Annotated in this window: 17 protein-coding genes; 10 read left to right on the forward strand and 7 right to left on the reverse strand. The window is 66.3% G+C overall.

Annotation, left to right across the window (positions count from 1 at the left end):
* Window positions 1-126: 126 nt before the first annotated feature.
* Together AC1DT7_RS10900 and AC1DT7_RS10905 are read left to right on the forward strand one after the other, a co-directional pair.
* Window positions 127-3,303, forward strand: coding sequence for an efflux RND transporter permease subunit (locus AC1DT7_RS10900; protein WP_478035967.1), 3,177 nt, complete (start codon window positions 127-129; stop codon window positions 3,301-3,303).
* A gap of 12 nt (window positions 3,304-3,315) precedes the next feature.
* Complete coding sequence (locus tag AC1DT7_RS10905) at window positions 3,316-4,734, forward strand: efflux transporter outer membrane subunit (RefSeq protein WP_478035968.1); 1,419 nt, start codon at window positions 3,316-3,318, stop codon at window positions 4,732-4,734.
* Between the two features lie 96 nt (window positions 4,735-4,830).
* On the opposite strand, the gene AC1DT7_RS10910 is transcribed toward AC1DT7_RS10905, so the two are convergent.
* The 4 genes from AC1DT7_RS10910 to AC1DT7_RS10925 all read right to left on the reverse strand — a co-directional run bounded on the left by AC1DT7_RS10910 (window position 4,831) and on the right by AC1DT7_RS10925 (window position 8,524).
* Window positions 4,831-5,907: a glycosyltransferase gene (locus AC1DT7_RS10910; RefSeq protein ID WP_478035969.1), complete on the reverse strand. Its 1,077-nt coding sequence runs from the start codon at window positions 5,905-5,907 to the stop codon at window positions 4,831-4,833.
* Window positions 5,908-5,910: 3 nt separating this feature from the next.
* Window positions 5,911-7,041, reverse strand: a complete 1,131-nt coding sequence (locus tag AC1DT7_RS10915; protein WP_478035970.1) for a radical SAM protein — start codon at window positions 7,039-7,041, stop codon at window positions 5,911-5,913.
* A 71-nt stretch (window positions 7,042-7,112) separates the two neighbouring features.
* Complete coding sequence (locus AC1DT7_RS10920) at window positions 7,113-8,117, reverse strand: glycosyltransferase family 2 protein (RefSeq protein ID WP_478035971.1); 1,005 nt, start codon at window positions 8,115-8,117, stop codon at window positions 7,113-7,115.
* Between the two features lie 59 nt (window positions 8,118-8,176).
* A complete protein-coding gene (locus AC1DT7_RS10925; RefSeq protein ID WP_478035972.1) occupies window positions 8,177-8,524 on the reverse strand; it encodes a GIY-YIG nuclease family protein in 348 nt (115 codons plus the stop codon).
* 122 nt (window positions 8,525-8,646) lie between these two features.
* Here AC1DT7_RS10925 and AC1DT7_RS10930 point away from each other — a divergent pair, with 122 nt between their 5' ends.
* Together AC1DT7_RS10930 and AC1DT7_RS10935 are read left to right on the forward strand one after the other, a co-directional pair.
* Window positions 8,647-9,303 (forward strand): peptidylprolyl isomerase, encoded by a 657-nt coding sequence (locus AC1DT7_RS10930; RefSeq protein WP_478035973.1) that lies wholly within the window; start codon window positions 8,647-8,649, stop codon window positions 9,301-9,303.
* 285 nt (window positions 9,304-9,588) lie between these two features.
* On the forward strand, window positions 9,589-10,101 hold the full coding sequence (locus AC1DT7_RS10935; protein WP_478035974.1) for a hypothetical protein: 513 nt from the start codon (window positions 9,589-9,591) through the stop codon (window positions 10,099-10,101).
* Here AC1DT7_RS10935 and AC1DT7_RS10940 read toward each other — a convergent pair.
* The gene (locus AC1DT7_RS10940; RefSeq protein ID WP_478035975.1) at window positions 10,075-11,334 is read right to left on the reverse strand and encodes a DUF763 domain-containing protein; all 1,260 of its coding nucleotides are present in this window, start codon (window positions 11,332-11,334) and stop codon (window positions 10,075-10,077) included. The genes AC1DT7_RS10935 and AC1DT7_RS10940 overlap by 27 nt on opposite strands.
* Before the next feature lie 220 nt (window positions 11,335-11,554).
* Between AC1DT7_RS10940 and AC1DT7_RS10945 the strand changes: the two genes are divergently transcribed.
* The gene (locus AC1DT7_RS10945) at window positions 11,555-12,424 is read left to right on the forward strand and encodes an SDR family oxidoreductase (protein WP_478036024.1); all 870 of its coding nucleotides are present in this window, start codon (window positions 11,555-11,557) and stop codon (window positions 12,422-12,424) included.
* A 355-nt stretch (window positions 12,425-12,779) separates the two neighbouring features.
* Here the strand turns inward: AC1DT7_RS10945 and AC1DT7_RS10950 are convergent, their stop codons facing one another.
* Window positions 12,780-13,235, reverse strand: a complete 456-nt coding sequence (locus AC1DT7_RS10950) for a hypothetical protein (RefSeq protein WP_478035976.1) — start codon at window positions 13,233-13,235, stop codon at window positions 12,780-12,782.
* On the opposite strand from AC1DT7_RS10950, the gene AC1DT7_RS10955 reads away from it, so the two are divergent.
* The 3 genes from AC1DT7_RS10955 (at window position 13,235) to AC1DT7_RS10965 (ending at window position 17,720) form a co-directional block, all read left to right on the forward strand.
* Entirely contained in the window at window positions 13,235-14,146 is a 912-nt protein-coding gene (locus AC1DT7_RS10955) for a hypothetical protein (RefSeq protein WP_478035977.1), read from the forward strand. The genes AC1DT7_RS10950 and AC1DT7_RS10955 overlap by 1 nt on opposite strands.
* A gap of 344 nt (window positions 14,147-14,490) precedes the next feature.
* Complete coding sequence (locus AC1DT7_RS10960; RefSeq protein ID WP_478035978.1) at window positions 14,491-16,575, forward strand: catalase; 2,085 nt, start codon at window positions 14,491-14,493, stop codon at window positions 16,573-16,575.
* A 65-nt stretch (window positions 16,576-16,640) separates the two neighbouring features.
* The gene (locus tag AC1DT7_RS10965; protein ID WP_478035979.1) at window positions 16,641-17,720 is read left to right on the forward strand and encodes a sensor histidine kinase; all 1,080 of its coding nucleotides are present in this window, start codon (window positions 16,641-16,643) and stop codon (window positions 17,718-17,720) included.
* A 21-nt stretch (window positions 17,721-17,741) separates the two neighbouring features.
* Here AC1DT7_RS10965 and AC1DT7_RS10970 read toward each other — a convergent pair whose 3' ends face one another.
* Entirely contained in the window at window positions 17,742-18,878 is a 1,137-nt protein-coding gene (locus AC1DT7_RS10970; protein WP_478035980.1) for an aminotransferase class I/II-fold pyridoxal phosphate-dependent enzyme, read from the reverse strand.
* A gap of 198 nt (window positions 18,879-19,076) precedes the next feature.
* Between AC1DT7_RS10970 and AC1DT7_RS10975 the strand changes: the two genes are divergently transcribed.
* On the forward strand, window positions 19,077-20,024 hold the full coding sequence (locus AC1DT7_RS10975) for a diguanylate cyclase domain-containing protein (protein ID WP_478035981.1): 948 nt from the start codon (window positions 19,077-19,079) through the stop codon (window positions 20,022-20,024).
* A gap of 63 nt (window positions 20,025-20,087) precedes the next feature.
* The gene (locus AC1DT7_RS10980; RefSeq protein WP_478035982.1) at window positions 20,088-20,645 is read left to right on the forward strand and encodes a DUF2939 domain-containing protein; all 558 of its coding nucleotides are present in this window, start codon (window positions 20,088-20,090) and stop codon (window positions 20,643-20,645) included.
* The last annotated feature ends 16 nt before the right edge of the window (window positions 20,646-20,661 follow it).

A 20,661-nucleotide genomic window follows, 5' to 3' on the forward strand; every position in this document is an offset into this window, starting at 1 on the left:
GCCGGTTGCTCTTGCGGGACGGTGGATGCCGGAACAAGTCCGGCATGACGGAGAAGGAAAGCGCCGTTCTTCAAAGTCTCCTCCGTGGGACGGGTGACACACCCCTCTTTTTCGAGGACGAAATCCATGCGCCTCTCGCGCTTCTTCATCACGCGGCCGATCTTCGCCGCGGTGATCGCGGTCGTCATCACCCTTGTCGGTGCGATCGCCTATATGTCGCTTCCGGTGTCGCAATATCCCGACATCGTACCGCCGACCGTGACGGTCAGCGCCGCCTATCCGGGCGCCTCTGCCGAAACGGTCGCCGAGACCGTCGCCGCGCCGATCGAACAGGAAATCAACGGCGTCGACAACATGCTGTACCAGTCGTCGCAATCGACCGGTGACGGCAAGGTCGTCATCACCGTCACCTTCAAGCAGGGCACCGACCTCGATGCCGCGCAGGTGCTGGTGCAGAACCGCGTCGCCATCGCGGTGCCGCGCCTGCCCGAGGACGTGCAGCGTCTCGGCGTCGTAACGCGCAAGACCTCGCCCGACTTCCTGATGGTCGTGAACCTGGTCTCGCCCGACAATAGCCTCGATCGCGGCTATATCTCCAACTATGCGCTCACCCAGGTGCGTGATCGCCTGAGCCGTATCGACGGCGTGGGCGACGTGCAGCTGTTCGGCTCGCGCGACTATTCGATGCGTGTCTGGATCGATCCCGGCCGCGCCGCAGCGCTCGACCTGACCGCCGGCGAGATCGTCGCGGCGCTTCGGGCGCAGAACGTGCAGGTCGCCGCCGGCACGCTCGGCCAGCCGCCTTATGCAAGCGGCAATGCGTTCCAGCTCAACGTCGAAACCCAGGGCCGCCTGACCGATCCGAAGCAGTTCGCCGATGTGGTGATCCGCAGCGACCCCGACGGCCGCCAGGTCAAGGTTTCGGATGTCGCCCGGGTCGAGCTCGGCGCGCAGGATTACGGCAGCAACACCTATCTGTCGGGCAAGCCGACCGTCATCGTCGCAGTGTTCCAGCGCCCCGGTTCCAACGCGCTCGCCGCGGCGGAGGGCGTCTCCGCCGAGATGAAATCGATGTCGGCGCGCTTCCCCAAGGGCCTCGAATACAAGGTCATCTACAACCCGACCGAGTTCATCGCCCAGTCGATCGACGCGGTGAAGCACACCCTGTTGGAGGCGATCGTGCTGGTCGTGATCGTCATCCTGGTATTCCTCCAGAAATGGCGTGCCGCGATCATCCCGGTGGTCGCGATCCCGGTCTCGCTGATCGGCACCTTCGCCGTCCTCGCCGCCTTCGGCTACTCGCTCAACAACCTGTCGCTGTTCGGCCTGGTGCTGGCGATCGGCGTGGTCGTCGACGACGCGATCGTCGTCGTCGAGAATGTCGAGCGCAACCTGGAGCGCGGGCTCTCCCCGCTCGAAGCGGCGCGCACCTCGATGGACGAGGTGTCCGGCGCGCTGGTCGCCATCGTGCTGGTGCTGTGCGCGGTGTTCGTGCCGACGGTGTTCCTCACCGGCCTGTCGGGCGCCTTCTACCGCCAGTTCGCGGTGACCATCTCGACCGCCACGATCATCTCGCTCGTCCTCTCGCTGACGCTGTCGCCCGCGCTCGCCGCACTGCTGCTGCGCCATCATGAGGACACCGGCCAAGGCAATCGGGTGCAGCGGGCGATCCGACGCGCCGGCGACGCCTTCAACCGCGGGTTCGAGCGGATGAGCCTTGGCTATGCGGCACTGACCCGCAAGCTGGTCAATGCGCCGAAAAAGATGATGGTCGCCTATGCGGCCCTCATCGCGCTGACCGGTGGCGTGTTCTGGATCACGCCGACCGGCTTCGTGCCGGCACAGGACCAGGGTTACTTCCTGACCGTGATCCAGCTGCCCCCCGGCTCGTCGATCGAACGGACCGACGCGGTGATGCGCAAGGTCGCCGCGAAGATCCTGCCACTGAAGGGCATCAAGGGCTCGGTCATGCTGGCCGGTTTCGACGGCCCGTCGCAGACGCTCGCCCCGAACTCGGCAGCCGCCTATTTCCCGCTGCAGAGCTTCGAGGAGCGCCAGAAGCTCGGCGTCACCTTCCAGGGCATCATGGACGAAGCACGCAAGGCGACCGCCGACGTCGATGAGGCCAGGCTGCTGATCGTGCCGCCACCGCTGATCCAGGGCATCGGCTCGGCCGGCGGTTACCGGATGATGGTGCAGGATACCGAGGGACGCGGTTACGCCGATCTCGGCAAGGTCTCCTACGACCTGATCGGCAAGGCCAACCAGACGAGCGGCCTCGCCCAGATCTACACCTTCTTCGACACCGCCACGCCGCGCATCTTCACCGATGTCGACCGGACCAAGGCGAACATGCTGGGCGTCCCGCCGGAGCGGGTGTTCGAGGCGCTGCAGGTCTATCTCGGCTCGGCGTTCGTGAACGACTTCAACCTGCTCGGGCGCACCTATCGCGTCACCGCCCAGGCCGATGCGCCGTTCCGCAACACGACTGCGGACATCGCCAACCTGAAGACGCGGTCGAACTCGGGCCAGATGGTGCCGATCGGCTCGGTCGCGACCTTCCAGGACAAGACCGGACCGTACCGCGTCGTCCGCTACAACCTCTTCCCCGCGGTCGAGGTGGATGGCGACACGGCACCCGGTTTCTCCTCGGGCCAGTCGCTGGTGACGATGGAGAAGCTCGCCGACAAGACCCTGCCGGCTGGCTACTCGCACGAATGGACGGGGATCGCATACCAGCAGAAGGCGGCAGGCAGCACGGCCGGGCTCGTCTTCCTGATGGCGGTGGTGTTCGTCTTCCTGGTGCTGGCGGCGCAATATGAGAGCGTCACCCTGCCCCTCGCCATCGTGCTGATCGTGCCGATGTGTCTGCTGGCAGCCATGACCGGCGTGAACCTGCGGGGTATGGACAACAACGTCCTGACCCAGATCGGCCTGGTCGTGCTGATCGCGCTGGCCGCGAAGAACGCGATCCTCGTGGTCGAGTTCGCCAAGCAGGCCGAGGAACAGGACGGTCTCTCCCCGATCGAGGCGGCAGTGCGCGCAGCACAGACCCGCCTCCGTCCGATCCTGATGACCAGCTTCGCCTTCATCCTCGGCACCGTGCCGCTGGTGCTGGCGACCGGCGCAGGCGCCGAGCTTCGCCAGGCGCTGGGCACCGCGGTGTTCTTCGGGATGATCGGCGTCACTGCGTTCGGCCTGCTCTTCACGCCGACCTTCTATGTCGTCTGCCGGGCGCTCGCGATGCGGTTCTCCCGCCGTCGCGAGCACGCCCTGCCGGCGACCCTTCAGCCCGCCGAATAAGGAGCGGCTATCATGAAAAAGCTCTTGCTCGCATCACTCTCCGCCCTGGCGCTGTCAGCCTGTGCCGCCGGTCCCGACTTCGTCGCGCCGGTGGCCCCGGCCAAGGCGGCCGGCCAGTTCATCGGGAGCGCGAGCCCCACTGTGTCGACCGCTCAGGCGGACGACCATTGGTGGCAGCTCTACCGCGACCCGACCCTCGACCAGCTCGTCGCCGACGCGCTGACCGCCAATACCGATATCCGCGTGGCGGTGGCGCGGCTCGACCGGGCACGTGCATCACTGCGCGGTGTTCGGTCGGACCGGCTGCCCCAGGCGTCGATCGGCGCGACCGGCGGTTATGGCCGCGTCCCCGACAGCCAGCGCCTGCCCGGGACTGCCTCCGAGGGGGAGTCCTACGATATCGGCCTGAACGTCTCCTATGAGGTCGATCTGGCGGGACGGGTCCGCCGCAACATCGAGGCGGCGCGCGGCGATGTCCGCGCGGCCGATGCCGATGCCGATGCGGTGCGGGTCGCAGTGGTCGCGGCGACCACCCGCGCTTATGTCGATGCGGCCTCCTCGGCCCAGCGGCTCGGCGTGGCGAAGCGGATCGTCGAGCTGCTCGACAAATCGGCGACCCTGACCGGCAAGCGGGTCGAGGCCGGCCGCGCCGCCAAGCTCGACCAGGTACGCATCACCACCCTGCGCGACCAGCGCGCCGCCCTCGTCCCCGCGATCGAGGCCGAGCGCCAGGCGGCGCTGTTCCGGCTTGCGACCCTGACCGGCCGCACCCCGCAGGAACTGCCCGAGATCGCCGCGGCGCGCACCGACACGCCGACGCTCGACCAGCCGATCCCGGTCGGCGACGGCCAGGCCCTGCTTGCCCGCCGGCCTGACGTGCGGGCGGCCGAACAGCGTCTCGCGGCGGCGACGGCGCGGATCGGCGTGGCAACGGCCGAACTTTATCCGCGCATCTCGCTCGGCGGGTCGGTCGGGTCCAGCAGCGCAAGCATCGGCGACCTGTTCACCGGGGGAGCCTTGCGCTTCCTGGTCGGGCCGCTGATCAGCTGGTCCTTCCCCAACCAGGAGGCGGCGCGCGCCCGCATCGCGGCGAGCGAGGCCGACAGCCGCGGCGCGCTCGCGACTTTCGACGGCACGGTGCTCCAGGCGCTCGAGGAAACCGAGACGGCGCTCGCCACCTATCAGGGCGAACTGAAGCGCCGCGCCGCCCTTCAGGCAGCCCGCGACGGGGCCGAGGCGGCCGCCCGCATCACCCGCGCCCGCCAGCGCGAGGGGCAGATCGACTTTCTCGACGTGCTCGATGCGGAGCGGACCTTCGCCGATGCGGATGCTGACCTGGCGGCCGCCGACGCGCGGATCGCGGCCGCACAGATCGACCTGTTCCGGTCGCTCGGAGGCGGGTGGCAGCGTCCGGTAATCGCCGCGCGGTAACGGCCACAACACTCTCTCCCCGTTCGCCCTGAGCTCGTCGAAGGGCTGCTCTTCTTTTCTTTCGGCGGTATAAGGAAGAACAGTCCGTCGACGAGCTCAGGACGAACGGGATGCGAGGTGAGCGCTCTCTCGCAACGGTCGCTCACTAGCGAGGGCCCGATAGAGTCGCGCATAGCGCTCGGCCTGCGCGTCGGAGCCTTGTCGGAGGGCCAGTTCCGCCGCCCGGTGCCCAAATGTTCGTCGCGCACCCGGATCACTAGCGAGCCATTCGACAGCATCGGCAATGGCATCCGGATCGCGTCGTGCGACCAATATCCCCGCCTCGCCCAATAGCGCCGGCATGCCGCCGACCTTCGTCGCGATGCAAGGCAACCCGCATGCCATCGCCTCAAGCAAGGCCGCCGGCGTGCCTTCATGATCGGAGGGCAGCAGGAAGGCGTCGAGCCGGTGCAGGAAGCCTGGCATGTCGGTGACCGCGCCGAGCAGTTCGACATCCAGCCCCCGCGCCGCGGCCGCGATCGCGTCATGACACGGACCTTCCCCCGCGATGAGCATTCGGCACCGCGCGCCTCGCTGGCGCAGGATCCGCATCGCCGCGACCGCGTCGCCATGCCTTTTTATCGGATGCAGCCGCGCCGCGATGCCGATCGTGAAGGGCTGTCCCACAGGGCGCGGCCGTTCCGACGGGCGGAATCGGGCCAGATCGACGCCCGTCGGGATGGTCTCGATGCGCCGGCCGACGAGCCGCCCGAAACGCCGCGCCAGATCGTCCGACACCGCCGTCAGCGCGTCGGCAGCGCGCAGGCCGCGCACGATCGGCAATAGCCAGCGCCAGCCGGAGCCGAGCGCGACATGCATCGTCGCGGCCATTGCCACGCCGCCGGTCGCGCCGGCCGCCAGCGCTGCGGAGATATGGCCTTGGGCATGCAGCACATCGATCCGCTCGCGCGTCAGGCAGGCACCGATCTGTGCCCGAAACGCGGAATCGCGGCGATCCAGCGCGACAACCGGTACGCCCGACGCCTCGATCACCGCGGCGCCGGGCGGCGCCACGTCATAGGTAATCAGCACCGGCTCGATCCCGAGCGCCGGCGCGGTGCGGCACAGGTCGGCCACGATCCGCTCCCGCCCGCCGATCTCCATCGTCGGCAGCAGATGGGCGACGCGGATCAAGCGTCAGCCGGCGGCAAGCCGGTCGCGCGCCTCGGCCGAATATTTGCGGAAGCTGGGGCCGTGCTTCTCGACCCGCGACGCCGCCTCGCAATGGCAATTGGGGCAGTTGAGCTTGAAGGCGTCCTGCGCCGCCTTGTGATGCTCCTCCTTGTAGAGGATCTCGCTCAGCCGCTTCTCGTGCAGATTGCCGAGCGGGAAGGTCACGTAACACAGCATCACGCTGCCATCGGCACCGACCCAGAGCAGCTTGCGCGCATCGCAGGGTACCCGCATTTCCTCCTGCTTCAGCGCCCAGTCGGCAAAGGACGCAAGCGCCAGCGGGGATTCGGTCAGCAGCTGCGGCCGTTTCGCCTTCAGCTCGAGCAGATGGCGGATGACGGTGTCGACCGCGGGCTTGTCCTCGGGGCGGAACTGAAGCTCGCGCTCGGGCCCTTCCTGGAAATAGGGCAGCGAATAATGGACCACGTCGACATGGATGCGGCCCTGGAAACGATCGGCGAAGCGCACCACTTCCTCGACCGCCTCGATATTCGCGGAGCGGCGGCTGAGCAGGAAGTTGAACTGGATGTCGAGCTCGTCCGGCCCGAACATTTTCCGCGTATTCTCCAGGCTCTCGACCAGCCGTTCATAGCGGCCGGGACGCTGGACATACTCGTCGAACGCGCTGCCCTCACCATAATAGCCGATGGTGATCTTGCGCAGGCCGGCGGCGTGGAGCGCCGCGATCTTCTTGTCGAGGATCAACGCGTTGGTGGTCATGTAGCAGCCGACGCCGAGCCGGGTGGAGATCTCGACCATCTTCACGACATCGGGATGGAGCAAAGGCTCGCCGCCATAGAGGCGCACGGCAGGCACCTTGGCCGCGGCGGCATCCTCGAGCAGCTGCTCGACGATCTCCAGCGGGAGCTGCGCGCCCGGCATGAAGTCGCGGCCATATTTGCAGCCCTGGCAGCGCAGGTTGCAATGCGCGGTGATCGCGATGGTGATCTTCTCGGTCCGGGCGCGGACGATCGACGGCCAGGTGCCGGCGAGCGAGCTGATCATGCGCTCACTGGCGCGATAGCCCGCCTTCAGCGCAGGGGCGGTTGCGGGAAGGGTTTTGGCAAGCGAACGGGCGAGACTGTCGATCGTCACGTGGAAGCACTCCGACTGCGATGAGCCTTCCCCTTAGCGGCACGACGTTAACAAGCCTTGTGCACCCGGCCCTAACCTGGATCAGGCCGCAGCCAGGCGTGGAGGAGGTTGAGCGGCTTGCCATGGCGCCACCGGAAGCCGGCCGGGGCCAGCCCCGCCACCCGCGACAGCCCGATCGCGCCGGCGGCGAGCGCGTCGCGCGCGAACTGCGACCAGAGACGGGACAGGGCGGCGTCGATCATGAGGCGATCAGCCGGTGCAGGCATTCGGGTCGCGAGGAAATGGCCGTGCAGCGTCCCGAGGATTTGCGACAATTCGGCCAGCAGTGCCGCGTCGCGCACCGGCTCGCAAAGCCCGGCGTGGCGGATCATCAGCGCAGCGTTGCGCCGTGCCCCGGCCCCGAAGATCGGGGCATAGACCTCGGCGAGCGTACCGGCCGCATTACCGCTCATCACGTCGGTATGGCGTTTCGACATGCCGCCGGGATGCTCGCGATAGGTGACGAGATCCTCGTCGATCCGCGCGATGGCGCCGAACGGGCGCAGCCGGTGGTAGAGGTCGAAATCCTCGGCATAGCGGCGTTCCGGCCGGGTGAAGGGCGAGAGCCTGCGCGCGGCCTCCGCACGGAACATCGCCGACGACCAGACCAGCGGATTGCGGGTGAGCAGCAGCCAGTCGATCAGCGCCGGGCTGGTGCGGCGAACCATCGGGTCGAAGCGGACCCGGTCGCCCTCGATCACCGAGGCGGCGGTCGAGACCAGCACGACATCGGGATGGTCGTCGAGATAGGCGACCTGCCGGGCGAGGCGGTCCGGGTGGCAGAGATCGTCGGCGTCGAGCGCGGCGACATAGCGCCCCCGCGCCACCGCAAAGGCGCGATTGCGGGCATGGACCGGGCCGAGATTCGCGGGCGATGCGATGATGGTGAGGCGGGCGTCTTCGATACCGGCCAGCACGTCCAGCGTCGCGTCGGTCGAGCCGTCGTCGACGATGATGAGCTCGAAGTCGCCAAAAGTCTGGGCGAGCAGGCTATCGACCGACGCGGCCACGAACGCCGCGGCGTCGTGGGTGGGCATGAGTATGCTCACCAGGGGGGTGTGGTCGGTCATCGCCGTTCGGTCATGCCGGAGAAACGCTAAGAATCGGCTTCCTGATTGGAGGGCCCCACCCGTCCTACCGTTCGCCCTGAGCTTGTCGAAGGGCCGCTCTTCCCCTTGGCCAGAAGTGAGATTCGCTCCCAATCACCCCGGATGAGTGCCAGCTTCTTTGCGCGGCTCCATCCCTTGATGCGACGCTCCGCTTCGAGTGCTTCGATCCGGCTCGGGAAATCCTGTGACCAAACGAGTTTCACGGGCGCGTATTTGCGCGTGAAGCCCGGGATCAAACCGCTTTGATGCTGACCAATCCTGGCGTCTAAATCGTCCGTATGGCCAACGTAAAACAGGCCATCCTTGCAGTGGAGCATGTAGGCCCAGAAGCTCATGGGGCGAGCCTAAGGGAAAGAGCGGCCCTTCGACAAGCTCAGGGCCAACGGAGGAGAGGACACCTATAGTCAACAAGCCTCCTGCTTGCGCCTGTCCAAACCAACCCCTAGCTCGCGAGCCGATGCGCCCGATTCTCTCCCTTATCGCCATGGCGGCCCTGGCGATCGCCACCCCGGCCGTGCCGCAGCAGCATGCCAGCAAAGCCGTGCCCGGCCTCGTTCGGGTGCGGATCGTCACCGCGCTCGGCCCGATCGTGATCGCGCTCGATGCGAAACGGGCGCCGAAGACCACCGCGAACTTCCTCGCCTATGTCGACGACAAGCGGCTCGACAATACCAGCTTCTACCGGTCGGCGCGGAGCAAGGCGGATCCGACCTATGGCTTCATCCAGGGCGGGATCRGCACCGATGCACGGCGCATGCTGCCCTCCGTCCCGCTGGAAACGACGACGAAGACGGGCATCCGCCATCTCGATACGGTGATCTCCATGGCCCATGGCCGCGACGAGAATGGCGCGACGGGCAATTTCGCGATCATGCTCGGCGCGCATCCGAGCATGGACGCGAAGGCGGGCTATTCGGGCTATGCCGCGTTCGGCCATGTCGTCGAGGGCATGGACATTGTGCGCAAGATCCTCGCCCAGCCGATCGGCGCCGGATCGGGCCCGATGAAGGGCCAGATGATCCTGAAGCCCGTGCCGCTGATCCGGGCGGAGCGGATCGACGGGACACCGAAGCCGACCGGTGCGGTGCAGCCCTGGCTGATCGGGGTGAAATAAGGATCGGTGATACCCGGCCCCCTGTTCATGCGCATGACGGGACATATTTTTTCCCGGCGAATTAACAGCGGAAATTTCCCGCATAACAGGGGGCAATCGGCCATCATGAGAAACGGCGAGGCCGGAATTGTCGCGTCCCGACCAGTGTGTAGGATGCATCGAATGTCTCACGGTTGAATCAGTCACAAGCGCGTGGGACCTGTGGCAGGATCGGCGCGATGGGATTGCCGGTTGGCGCGTGCTGAAAACTGTCGGGTTACCCGACCAAGGGTGTGGAAAGAAACGATGAGCCCGTGGATCAATGGTCTGATCGGAGGCATCGCAGCAACCGTCCTCACGCTCGCTGCCCAGCGATGGCAGAAACCGGCTCGCCTCGACGCGGCTGGATGGAAGATGCTTCGGCCAGGGTGGCTGCTCAACGGCACGATCGCCGGGTGCGCTGCCATGGCGGGGCTTGGCTGTACCTTCCTCGTCGTCGGATCGACGCGCCCGGACGCCGAGATGCAGATGATCTATGCCGCCATCCTCGCCGTCGCGTTCGGGCTGGCCAGTCTCTACGTCCTTTGGCGCAGCTACGGGCAAACGGTCCTGTGGAAGGGCGACACCCTGAAACACCGCTCGCTCCGCGGGCGCGAGACCCTTCGCCGAATCTCCGAGGTTCGCGCGGTGAGCAAGGGTGACATGAGTGGCGAATATCGGCTGACCTTTCGGGACGGTTCGACGCTCCGCTTATCGGCCTATCTCGATGGCGCCAGGGAGCTTGTGGCGACGCTACCCGACCGAGCGCGTCGCGGCTGAGTCAGCGGGCGGTTCCCAGCCGAAGACGCTGCGGCCGCCATAATCATGCGAGTTGCGGAATTCCTCCGCGACGAACTCCGGCAGGGCCGGGCCGGTCGCATGGCGTTCCATCGCGCGCGCCTGGGCGTCGAGGCGCCGGATCGCGGCGAGCTTCTCGTCATTGCCGAGCTTGGCCTTGCCGACCGCGTCCTTCATCACCGCGATCGTCTTGTCGAACACCTTGATCGGCACCGGATAGGGGTGGCGATCCTTGCCGCCATGGGCGAGCGAGAAGCGCGCGGGATCGGCGAAGCGGCAGGGGGCGCCGTGGATCACCTCGGCCACCATGGCCAGCGAGCGGACGGTGCGGGCGCCGACGCCCGGCACCAGCAGCAGTTCCGGGAAATCGGCCGGGCCATTCTCGGCCGCGGCGGCGAGCGTGCCGTGCAGGCGGCGGATCATCACGTCAGAGGGACGTACGTCGTGATGGCTCGGCAGGACCATGTGCGGGAGCATCGGCTGATCCGATGGCGCGGCCGGTTTCACCGGTTCGAGCGCTGCGGCCTCGCGGGCGATCCGGTCGGGGCCGAGATCCCGCAACAGGTCGAGCTGCGCCTCGCGCGACGCGGCCGCGCGGCGATCGGTGAGGTTGACGATCTCGCCACCGCCCCTGCCCTCAATCGCGGCGTGCGGCGCATCGACGAAGCTGCCCAGCCCTTCCGACGACCAGTGATAGCGCCGCGCCTGGCGCCGGTCGCCGTTCATGCCCTGCTGCACCACCACCCATTGCCCGTCATCGGCGACGATGAAGCCGTGGAGGTAAAGATCGAACCCGTCCTGCACCGCCGCGCTGTCGACCTTGGCGACGAGCCGGCTGGTGCGGGCAAGGCCGGCGCCGTCGAGCCCGACCCGGTCGCCGATCGCGACCAGCTCGTCCGGCGTGCGGCGCGACTGCTTGCCGCGCCCGCCGCAGACATGGATGCCAAGCTCACCCGCCAGCGGCCTGAGGCCGCGCTTGAGCGCGCCGATCACGCTCGTCGTGATGCCCGACGAGTGCCAGTCCATGCCCATCACCGCGCCGAAGCTCTGGAACCAGAAGGGATGCGCGAGCCGGCGCAGCAGCTCGTCCCGCCCATAATGATGGACGATCGCCTGCGACATGACCGCGCCGAGGCTCGCCATGCGCGCGCTGAGCCAGGGCGGCACATGGCCGCCATGCAGGGGAAGATCGGCGCTGCCGGCGCGGTTGGCCAATTCCACCTCCGAAACGAAACAAGAACATCATAGCGGGTGCCGACAGCCCTGGCCACCCCGCCCGAGGGAACACGCGCCCTGCCCGCGCATTCTGTCCGCTCCACCGAGAGGCGAGCAGACCATGGCGAAATCCAACCCGAAAAAGACCGTCGCCGAGCAGCGCGCGATTCAGGCACAGGTCGCGAAGGCCGACAAGAAACCGAAGAAGAAAAGCGGCGCGATGCAGGCGGGGGCGCGGAAATATCCCGAGCCGCCCTTGCCGCAACAGCATCAGCTGAAGCCGGGCAAGGAAGCCGCGCTCGATCCGGCGCCGATGTATGACGCCCCCTTCTACAAGGGATCGGGCAAGCTGAAGGGCATGGCCGCGATCATCACCGGCGGGGATTCGGGGATCGGCCGCTCGGTGGCCATCCTGTTCGCGCGCGAGGGCGCCGATGTCGCGATCCTGCACCTCGACGAGGACGAGGATGCGAAGGTCACGAAGAAGGCGGTCGAGAAGGAGGGGCGCCGCGCCATCGTCATCGCCGGCGACGTGCGCGACCAGGCCTTCTGCACGGCAGCGGTCGACGAAGCGTTCAAGGCGTTCGGGCGGCTCGACATATTGGTCAACAATGCCGCCTTCCAGGTCCATTCCACCTTCGCCGACCTGACGGCCGAGCATTTCGACCAGACGCTGAAGACCAATCTCTACGGCTATTTCTTCATGGCGCAGGCCGCCGTCGCGAAGATGAAGCCGGGCAGCGCGATCGTGAACACCGGGTCGGTCACCGGCATCCTAGGCAACAAGGACCTGCTCGATTATTCGATGACCAAGGGCGGCATCCATGCCTTCACCCGCAGCCTCGCCACCCACCTGATCCCCCAGGGCATCCGGGTGAACGCCGTGGCGCCGGGGCCGGTATGGACCCCGCTGAATCCGAGCGACAAGGAAGTCCCCGATGTCGCCCAGTTCGGGGCGGACACGCCGATGAAGCGCCCGGCCCAGCCCGAGGAGATCGCGCCGGCCTATGTCTTCCTGGCCTCGCCGCAATGCTCCAGCTTCATCACGGGCGAGATCCTGCCGATCCTTGGAGGTTATGCCGGGGGGTGAGCGTGCCAGCACTATTTTGGCGGAATGAAGGACGGGCCACACATCCGCCTCGGGCCGAAGCTATGGCCGGGAGCCAGTGCCGGCAGGACATCAAGGACTTTCGCGCAAAGGTCGATAGGGCGTTCGCCAGTCATACCATCGACCAACCAGTCTACGACTAGGGCCAGACGCAGATCGCAAAGGCTGAGGCGGCTTGTGCGTCTGGTGTTGACCGATCAATGCCGCGATATCGTTACCCATAGGCTCGGACGATATCTACGCTCGTTCGACAAAAGCACAGGCGCCGCCTTCCAAGTAATTGAATCTGCCGACGATGCAGGCTGGACGATGGTACATCCCCCACCGAGATCAGCGCTCAATTCAACGATATCTTCGCTGCGGTGCAATAATTATCCCCGCGATCAGCGTATGGATTGGCTGGCGGAGTGCCGGCATAATCACGATTATAAACGCTGAAGCGACGTTTTCCTGCTCCCCAAGCGGTTAGAAACAGGCTGGTCATGGCATAGTCGTCTTTTGAAATAAGAATGTAATAAGAAGCAGATTTCGAGCAATTGTCGGACTGTAGTTTGCCCTTGAACGCGATCAGAATCCCCGCCGGGGTCGCAGCCAACATATCTACTTTTCCCCGCACCCAGCCAGGGCCGCTCTGCACCCAATCGGAACCGGCAGGAGTATCGGCAAGCGTCGGAGTAGCCACCAGCGCTGCGCCGCAAAACATGGTCGCAGTGCATATGCGCCGCGCGAGGCCGGCGATTCGTTTTGTAAAGACCATGGTCGATGAACTCATATTGTTAGAGGCGTTTACCATTGCCGGGCTTCGTTGCAGATTTGGATTGGCGATGGAAGGGGGAGTGCTTGACGACCGGCTGTGGCGCATCGGTGCCCCGCTGGACCGCACCGCCACCAGCGACGATCTGCACGGAAACCGGGCTTTACGGTCGACACCTCGCATCGCCGGCCATTATGATGGGGGAAATCCCAACCATCGGAGGAATGCCCGACATGATCCCCAGGCCGCAGTCTACCGCGTTCGCCCTGGCCATCGGCCTGTCGCTCGGCCTGTCGGCCTGTGGCGGCGGAAACACCGCGTCCAACGCGACATCGGACAACGGCGTCCTCGCTTCCTCGTCCGACACGCCGACCGGGGACGCGCCCAAGACCGCGGCGCCCACCCTGGCCCAGGGCCCCGACGTCTGCTTCCGCGCCATCGCCAAGCATCTTGGCGCCGATGTGAAGGTGTCGGAAATCAACTCCTTCTTCAGCCCGGGCAGCAAGATCGACGCCAGCGAGGACGAGCCGGAGGGTGAGCTGACGACCTGCTCGGTCAAATATCAGAACCCGGAGGATCCTCGGAAACTGCTGAGCATCTCGATGGACACCCACACCGGCACCTTCGATAAGCCCGTCCCGGTGGAAATCAGCGTGTCCGGCGGCGACGCGTCAAAGTTCAAGCTTGAAGACTTTTTGATCCCGCTGTCGAAGGTCAACGCCGCCGGCCTGACCTCGGTCATGGAAAGCCAGAAGGCCAAGCTGAGCAGCGCCTACAGCCACTATGCCTGGTCGGGCGTCCGGCTGCTTTCCGCTGGCGCCTTCAGCGACGTCCACACGCTTCGCCTCGACGTCGACGGCCGCCTTGCCTCGAACGACATCAAGGAAAATGGCTACCTGTCGATCCTGACCGACGGCAAGACCATCAAGGTCAACCAGCTGACCCCGTAACCGACAGCGGCTCCCCCTGCCGCCCGCGGCAGGGGGACCTCAGCGGCACCGTGTGGGTTCGTTTGTCGCCGCTCTCTGCTATACGCATTGAGGCAAGCCACATTGGACAGTGGCATTTCGCGCCCCTCGCACTCGAGCATTAATCCGGCAGAATTTGACGGGATGGTTCAAGCAGAGCGCCGCCGCAGTGGGGCTACATCGGATGCTGTCATCGCGCTATCGTATCGAAACCGCATCGGCGCCCAATCGAAAGAATCGCGCTGATCCAAAGCAAGTCTTGCCGAAAAGCCGGACCTTTCCCGTCCCCCTGCGGTTGAGCCCGCGAACGGTGACGGGAGAGATTCATGGCGACGAAGAGCGGCGTACAATCCGGCAATGGCGGTGAGACGCATCAGGTTGCTGACGACGAGGCCGCGGGCGGCCTGACCACCAATCAGGGCATCCGGGTTTCGGACAACCAGAACCAGCTGAAATCCGGCCCGCGCGGCCCCGTGCTGCTGGAGGACTTCGTCCTTCGCGAGAAGATCTTCCATTTCGACCATGAGCGGATTCCGGAGCGGATCGTGCATGCGCGGGGCTCAGCCGCGCACGGCTTCTTCGAATGCTATGAGAGCCTGGCCGACATCACCAAGGCCGACCTGTTCCAGCGCGCGGGCGAGCGCACGCCGTTGTTCACGCGCTTTTCCACCGTCGCGGGCGGCGCGGGCTCCGTCGACACGCCGCGCGACGTGCGCGGGTTCGCGGTCAAATTCTACACCAGGGAGGGCAACTGGGATCTGGTCGGCAACAACATCCCGGTGTTCTTCATCCAGGACGCGATCAAATTCCCCGACCTGATCCACTCCGTGAAGATGGAAGCGCAGACGGGATACCCGCAGGCAGCCAGCGCCCATGACACCTTCTGGGACTTCATCAGCCTGATGCCGGAATCGACCCATATGATCATGTGGGCGATGTCCGACCGGACCATCCCGCGATCGCTGCGCACGATGGAGGGCTTCGGCATCCACACCTTCCGGCTGGTCAACGCCAAGGGCAAGTCGACCTTCGTCAAGTTCCACTGGAAGCCGAAACAGGGCGTGCAATCGACCTGCTGGGACGAGGCGGTGAAGATCGCCGGCGCCGACCCGGATTTCCACCGGCGCGACCTGTTCGAGGCGATCGACCGCGGCGACTTCCCCGAATGGGAGCTGGGCATCCAGGCGTTCGACCAGGCATTCGCCGACAGTCTGCCGTTCGACGTGCTCGACCCGACCAAGATCATCCCGGAGGAAGTGCTGCCGGTGCGGATCATCGGTCGCATGGTGCTCGATCGCTATCCGGACAATTTCTTCGCCGAGACCGAGCAGGTCGCCTATTGCCCGGCCAACATCGTGCCGGGCGTGGATTTCACCAATGATCCGCTGCTGCAGGGACGGCTCTTCTCCTATCTCGACACGCAGAAATCGCGGCTCGGCACGGCCAATTTCCACCAATTGCCGATCAATGCACCGAAATGCCCGGTGATGAACTTCCAGCGCGACGGCCAGATGCAGATGAATGTGCCCAAGGGCCGGGCGAACTACGAGCCGAACAGCCTGTCCGACGCGGGCGAGGAGGGCGGTCCGCGCGAATGCCCGATGACCGGGTTCACCAGCTTCCCCGCGGCCGACGGACCCGATGAGCAGGGCGACAAGCTGCGCATCCGGCCGGAAAGCTTTGCCGACCATTATAGTCAGGCGCGGCTATTCTTCCGGTCGCTCGCGGCGCCGGAGCAGGCGCATCTCGCGTCGGCCCTGGTGTTCGAACTGTCCAAGGTCGGGCTCGAGCATGTCCGGGTGCGGATGATGTCCAACCTGGTCAATGTCGATGCCGATCTGGCCAAGCGCGTCGCCGACGGGCTGGGTATGCCCCTGCCCAAGGCGTCCAAGGCGGCGGTGGCGCCGCAGGATCTCGATCCCTCACCCGCGCTGCGCATCGTCGAGGGGCCTCGCGCGCCGGCGGACATCAAGGGGCATTCGATCGCGATCCTGGTCGCCGACGGATCGGATGCGAAGGCCGTCTCCGCCCTGGCCGGGGCGATCACGCAGGCGGGTGCCCGCGCGGTAATCGTCGCGCCCAAGGTCGGCGGCGCGACATTGTCCGACGGCAAGCTGCTCAAGGCGGATGCCCAACTCGCCGGTTATCCGTCGGTGCTGGCCGATGCGGTCGCGGTGATCCTGTCCGACGATGGCTGCGCGGCGCTGCTCAAGGAGGCAGCGGCGGTGCAGTTCGTGATGGACGCGTTCGGGCATCTGAAGGCGATCGGCCATTCGCCCGAGGCGCAGCCGTTGCTCGACAAGGCCGGGGTCGTGCCGGACGACGGCGTCGTGCCGGCCGCCAAGGGGTTCACCGACGCGGCAGCGAAGCGCTATTGGGCACGCGAGCCCGGCGTACGCATGCTGGCCTAAGTCTTTTGGACGCCACGCCCGATTATCTGGTAGCGCATGCTTTCAGATAATCGGGACGGCTGATCATGGGTGACGATAGCGACGGTGCGCGGCCGGTCGAGCAATTGCTCGACTCCCCAGATCTTGCCGAAGCGCTGGAGAGCGACCGGTTCAAGCAGTTCCTCGACCACGTGCCCGTGGCGATTGCCGTCGCGGAACTTCACCCGAGCGAGTCCATCACCTACGCCAATCTCGAATTCGAGCGGCTCAGCGGGCAATCCGCCGGGTGGCTGGAGGGCAAGAGCTGGGAGGCGCTGCCCGGCAACGCGACCACGCCGGACGGGCGCGCGCTTAACGAGGCCGTCACCGGAAGCGAGGAATATATCGGCAGCTTCACCATCGCGCATGACGGTGACGAGACGACGGTCGATGCCTGGTCCAACGTGATCGAGGGCGATGACGGCATGCCGCTGTTCCGGCTCGTGGCCATGGCCGAGATCGGGCCGCGCACCGGCAATGAGGCGCTGGAGCAGAAGCTGCAGGACAGCGATACGCTGCTGCGCGAATTGCAGCACCGGGTGAAGAACAACCTGCAGATGATCACCGCGCTGATCCGGCTCGAAGCACGCAACCTGCCCGATGGCGCGACCGAGAAGCGCTTCGACCGGCTTGCCGGCAGGATCGATGCGCTTGCCCTGTTGTACCGGTCGCTGTCCGACGAGGGCGTTGGCGAGGGCATCGATCTCGGCAGCTATCTCAGCGGGATCGCGTCGTCGGTGATGCGCGCGCATGCCGTGGAGGGGATCCATCTGGATATGCAGGTCGATACCTGGCCGGTCTCGGTCAATGTGGCGATGCCTGCCGGGCTGGTCGTCAACGAGCTGCTGACCAATGCGCTCAAGCACGCCTTTGCCGGGCGCGAGGGCGGCACCATCACCCTGCACAGCATCGTCGACGACAGCGGATGCCGGGTCGTCGTGGCCGATGACGGGATCGGGCTGGCCGAGGGCGCGACCTGGCCCAAGGCGGGCAAGCTCGGCGCGCTGATCGTGCAGTCGCTGCGGCAGAATGCCAAGGCGCGGATCGAGGTCGAGTCGGCGCCGGGCGCGGGCATGCGCGTGACGATCTTCTTCGCGCGATCGGATGCGGCGCCGAACGAAGCCTGAGTCCCGGCTGCCGCCGTCGGATCAGTCCGCGTTGCGCTGGAGCCAGGCCCTGAACGCGGCCAGCCCCTCCGCCATGCCGGCGCGGCCGAAGCCGATGCGGAACCGGTCGGTCGGGGTCGGGCCGAGATCCGAGCCGTAGATGCCCGACGGCAGCAGCAGCACGCCGGCCTCCTCCACCAGCCTGGCCGTAAAGTCGTCGACGCTGCCGGGGCCGAGCCAGCGCGGATAGCCGACACAGCCGCCATCGGGCCGGCGCCATTCGAACAGGCCGGGATAGTCGGCGAAGAAACCGTCGAGCAGGGCGAGATTGTCGCGAACCAGCGCATTGTTGCGGGCGAGGATCGCTTCGCGGTTGCGCAGGGCGATGATCGCGAGATGCTCGCTCGGCGCCGAATTGCAGATCGACAGATAGTGTTTCATCCGCTCCATGCGGATGAGCACATCGCGGTCCGCGCAGGCGATCCAACCGATGCGCAGGCCGGGCAGGCCATAGGCCTTGGACATGACGCCCAGCGACAGGCCGCGTTCGTAGAGATCGGCGACCTGCGGCACCTGCTTGTCCGCGTCGGGGCCGAGCAGGCGGTACACCTCGTCGCTGAACAGCCACAGGCCGTGCCTGCGGCAGAGATCGACCAGCCCGTCCAGTACGTCCCGCTCGATGATCCGGCCCGTCGGGTTGTGCGGGAAGTTGATCGAGACCAGCTTCGTGTTCGGCCTGATCGCTGCGGCGACGCGCTCAAGATCGAGGCTCCAATTGTCATCCGGGTCGAGCGGCACGCCGGTGACCGCGCAGATCGACAGCGGCACCGTCTCCGCCGCCTGGTAATTGGGCGTGACGACGATGGCATGGTCGTCCGCCTCGAGCAGGATATGGCTGGCGATATAGATGCCTTCCTCAGCGCCGGCGAAGCAGAGGATGTCGGCCGCCTCGCGCCGGTCATAGGTGCGGGCGATTTCCTCGCGCAGCGCCGGCGCGCCATAGGTCTCGGTATAGCCGAGCCACAGCCGGTCGAACGCCTCGCGGTCGGCCGGGTCGGCCATGGCGAGCAGCTCGCTAAGGGTCATGCTCTGCGCGTCCGATGCCGTCAGGTGATAGCGCGCCGCGAACTCCCATTTGGAGAAATAGGTCTCGAGCCGGAAGTCCTGGAGGGCGGGCATGACGGATCCTTGGTTACGGTAACGAAGAACCGCGATAGGCGCGGGCGGTGCCGATTTCACGCCTTGAGCACGCAAAAATAAACGACACGGCTCGTGCCGATTTATTTCAAATCCTTACGCTGCGTTAACGACTTTCCCCTAGGCCGGTGTTATGAGGGGCACGGGCAGTGGAGGCGATGCGTGGATGGGGACCGCGCAATGAGCCTCGAGTGGATCCGCCAGGCGCAACACGCCGGCATGGAGCGAGGGGCAGGATCGGGGGATCTGCTCGATCGCGCTACGGCGCTGGCGGGGGTCGGCGCATGGTGTTGCGACCTGGCGGATGACACTCTCAGCTGGACGAGCGGGACCTATGCCCTGTTCGGCCTGCCGCACTGCTCCACAATCGACCGGCGCGACGTGGTCGCCATGTATGCGGATGAATCCCGCGAAACCATGGAGCTGTTGCGCGCCGATGCCATCGTCCGGCGCGGGCCATTCACGATGGACGCGAAGATCATCCGCGCCGACGGGGCCGAGCGCTGGATGCGGCTGACCGCCGATGTTGCCTGCGAGAGTGGCCGGCCGGTCAGGCTCTACGGCCTGAAACAGGACATCACCGACGACAAGGCGCGGCTCGAGACGATGCGGCGCATGGCCGAGCAGGATCCGCTGACGGGCCTGGCCAACCGCCAGCTGTTCCAGAGCCGCTTCCTCGATTGCGCCACGCCGCCAAAACCGCTGGGCGCGCTGATCCTGTTCGATGTCGACGGGTTCAAGCTGATCAACGATCGTTTCGGCCATGCGGCGGGCGATGCCTGCCTCCAGTCGATCGCCGACCGGCTGTGGGCCGGTTTTCACGATGCGCTGATGGTGGCGCGGATCGGCGGAGACGAATTCGCCGTGCTGACCGCCCCCGCCCCTCCCGGCATCCCGCTGGAGCAACGCGTCGAACGCAGGCTGACCCACCTGTCGGCCCCGATATCGTGGCACGGCGAACTGCTTCAGGTCAGCGCCTCGGCCGGGATCGCCGAAGCGCGCGATCCTTATGCGTTCGATGCCGAGGCCCTGTTCGCCGCAGCCGATGCGGCGCTCTATGCGGCGAAACATGCGGGACGGAACCGGGTGCGCCGGGCGCTGCCCGGGGTGCCGCACACCTTCATGTGAGCAGGCGATGTCGCCGCGGTCGATTGTCGGCTAAAGCCGGGATCGGCAACTATAGGGAACCGCATGAGCAGAAAATGGATCGCCGCCATGGTGGCGGCGCTGGCGCTTCTGGCCATCGCCTATGCCGGATCGCCCTATCTGGCGGCGCGTAACCTGCGCGAGGCGGCGATCGGCGCCGATGTCGACAAGCTCGATGCCGCGGTCGATTTCCCCGCGGTGCGCGACGGCCTGAAATCGCAGGTATCGGCCGCGATGACGAAGCGGCTGAACGACGACCCCGCGATGAAGGACAATCCGTTCGCAGGGCTGGGCATGGTGCTGATGCCGACGATCGTCGACCGGATGGTGGACACGCTGGTCACGCCCGACGGCATTGCGGCGCTGATCCGCCAGGGCCGGCCGGGTGCCGATACCGCCGGGCGCCGCACCCCCGACCCGGACATCACCTATCGCTACGGCTATGTCGGCATGGACCGGTTCCGGGTGCGGATGGTGAATCGCCAGCGTGACGAGCCGATGCCCTCGCTGATCTTCGAACGTCGCGGGCTTTTCTCCTGGAAGCTGGTTCGCCTCGAACTGCCCGACACCATGTTGGACAGGCCCGGCACGGCCAGGCCGTGAAGAACATCCTGTTCGT

Source organism: Sphingomonas sp. P3_C6 (assembly GCF_056402595.1).

Bases quoted from the DNA above. Each gene is read 5' to 3' on its own strand.
- AC1DT7_RS10965 (WP_478035979.1), top strand. From the start codon at position 16,641: ATGGGTGACGATAGCGACGGTGCGCGGCCGGTCGAGCAATTGCTCGAC.
- AC1DT7_RS10905 (WP_478035968.1), top strand. From the start codon at position 3,316: ATGAAAAAGCTCTTGCTCGCATCACTCTCCGCCCTGGCGCTGTCAGCC.
- AC1DT7_RS10980 (WP_478035982.1), top strand. From the start codon at position 20,088: ATGAGCAGAAAATGGATCGCCGCCATGGTGGCGGCGCTGGCGCTTCTG.
- AC1DT7_RS10935 (WP_478035974.1), top strand. From the start codon at position 9,589: ATGAGCCCGTGGATCAATGGTCTGATCGGAGGCATCGCAGCAACCGTC.
- AC1DT7_RS10975 (WP_478035981.1), top strand. From the start codon at position 19,077: ATGAGCCTCGAGTGGATCCGCCAGGCGCAACACGCCGGCATGGAGCGA.
- AC1DT7_RS10900 (WP_478035967.1), top strand. From the start codon at position 127: ATGCGCCTCTCGCGCTTCTTCATCACGCGGCCGATCTTCGCCGCGGTG.
- AC1DT7_RS10945 (WP_478036024.1), top strand. From the start codon at position 11,555: ATGCAGGCGGGGGCGCGGAAATATCCCGAGCCGCCCTTGCCGCAACAG.
- AC1DT7_RS10970 (WP_478035980.1), bottom strand. From the start codon at position 18,878: ATGCCCGCCCTCCAGGACTTCCGGCTCGAGACCTATTTCTCCAAATGG.
- AC1DT7_RS10925 (WP_478035972.1), bottom strand. From the start codon at position 8,524: ATGAGCTTCTGGGCCTACATGCTCCACTGCAAGGATGGCCTGTTTTAC.
- AC1DT7_RS10950 (WP_478035976.1), bottom strand. From the start codon at position 13,235: ATGGTAAACGCCTCTAACAATATGAGTTCATCGACCATGGTCTTTACA.
- AC1DT7_RS10960 (WP_478035978.1), top strand. From the start codon at position 14,491: ATGGCGACGAAGAGCGGCGTACAATCCGGCAATGGCGGTGAGACGCAT.
- AC1DT7_RS10920 (WP_478035971.1), bottom strand. From the start codon at position 8,117: ATGCCCACCCACGACGCCGCGGCGTTCGTGGCCGCGTCGGTCGATAGC.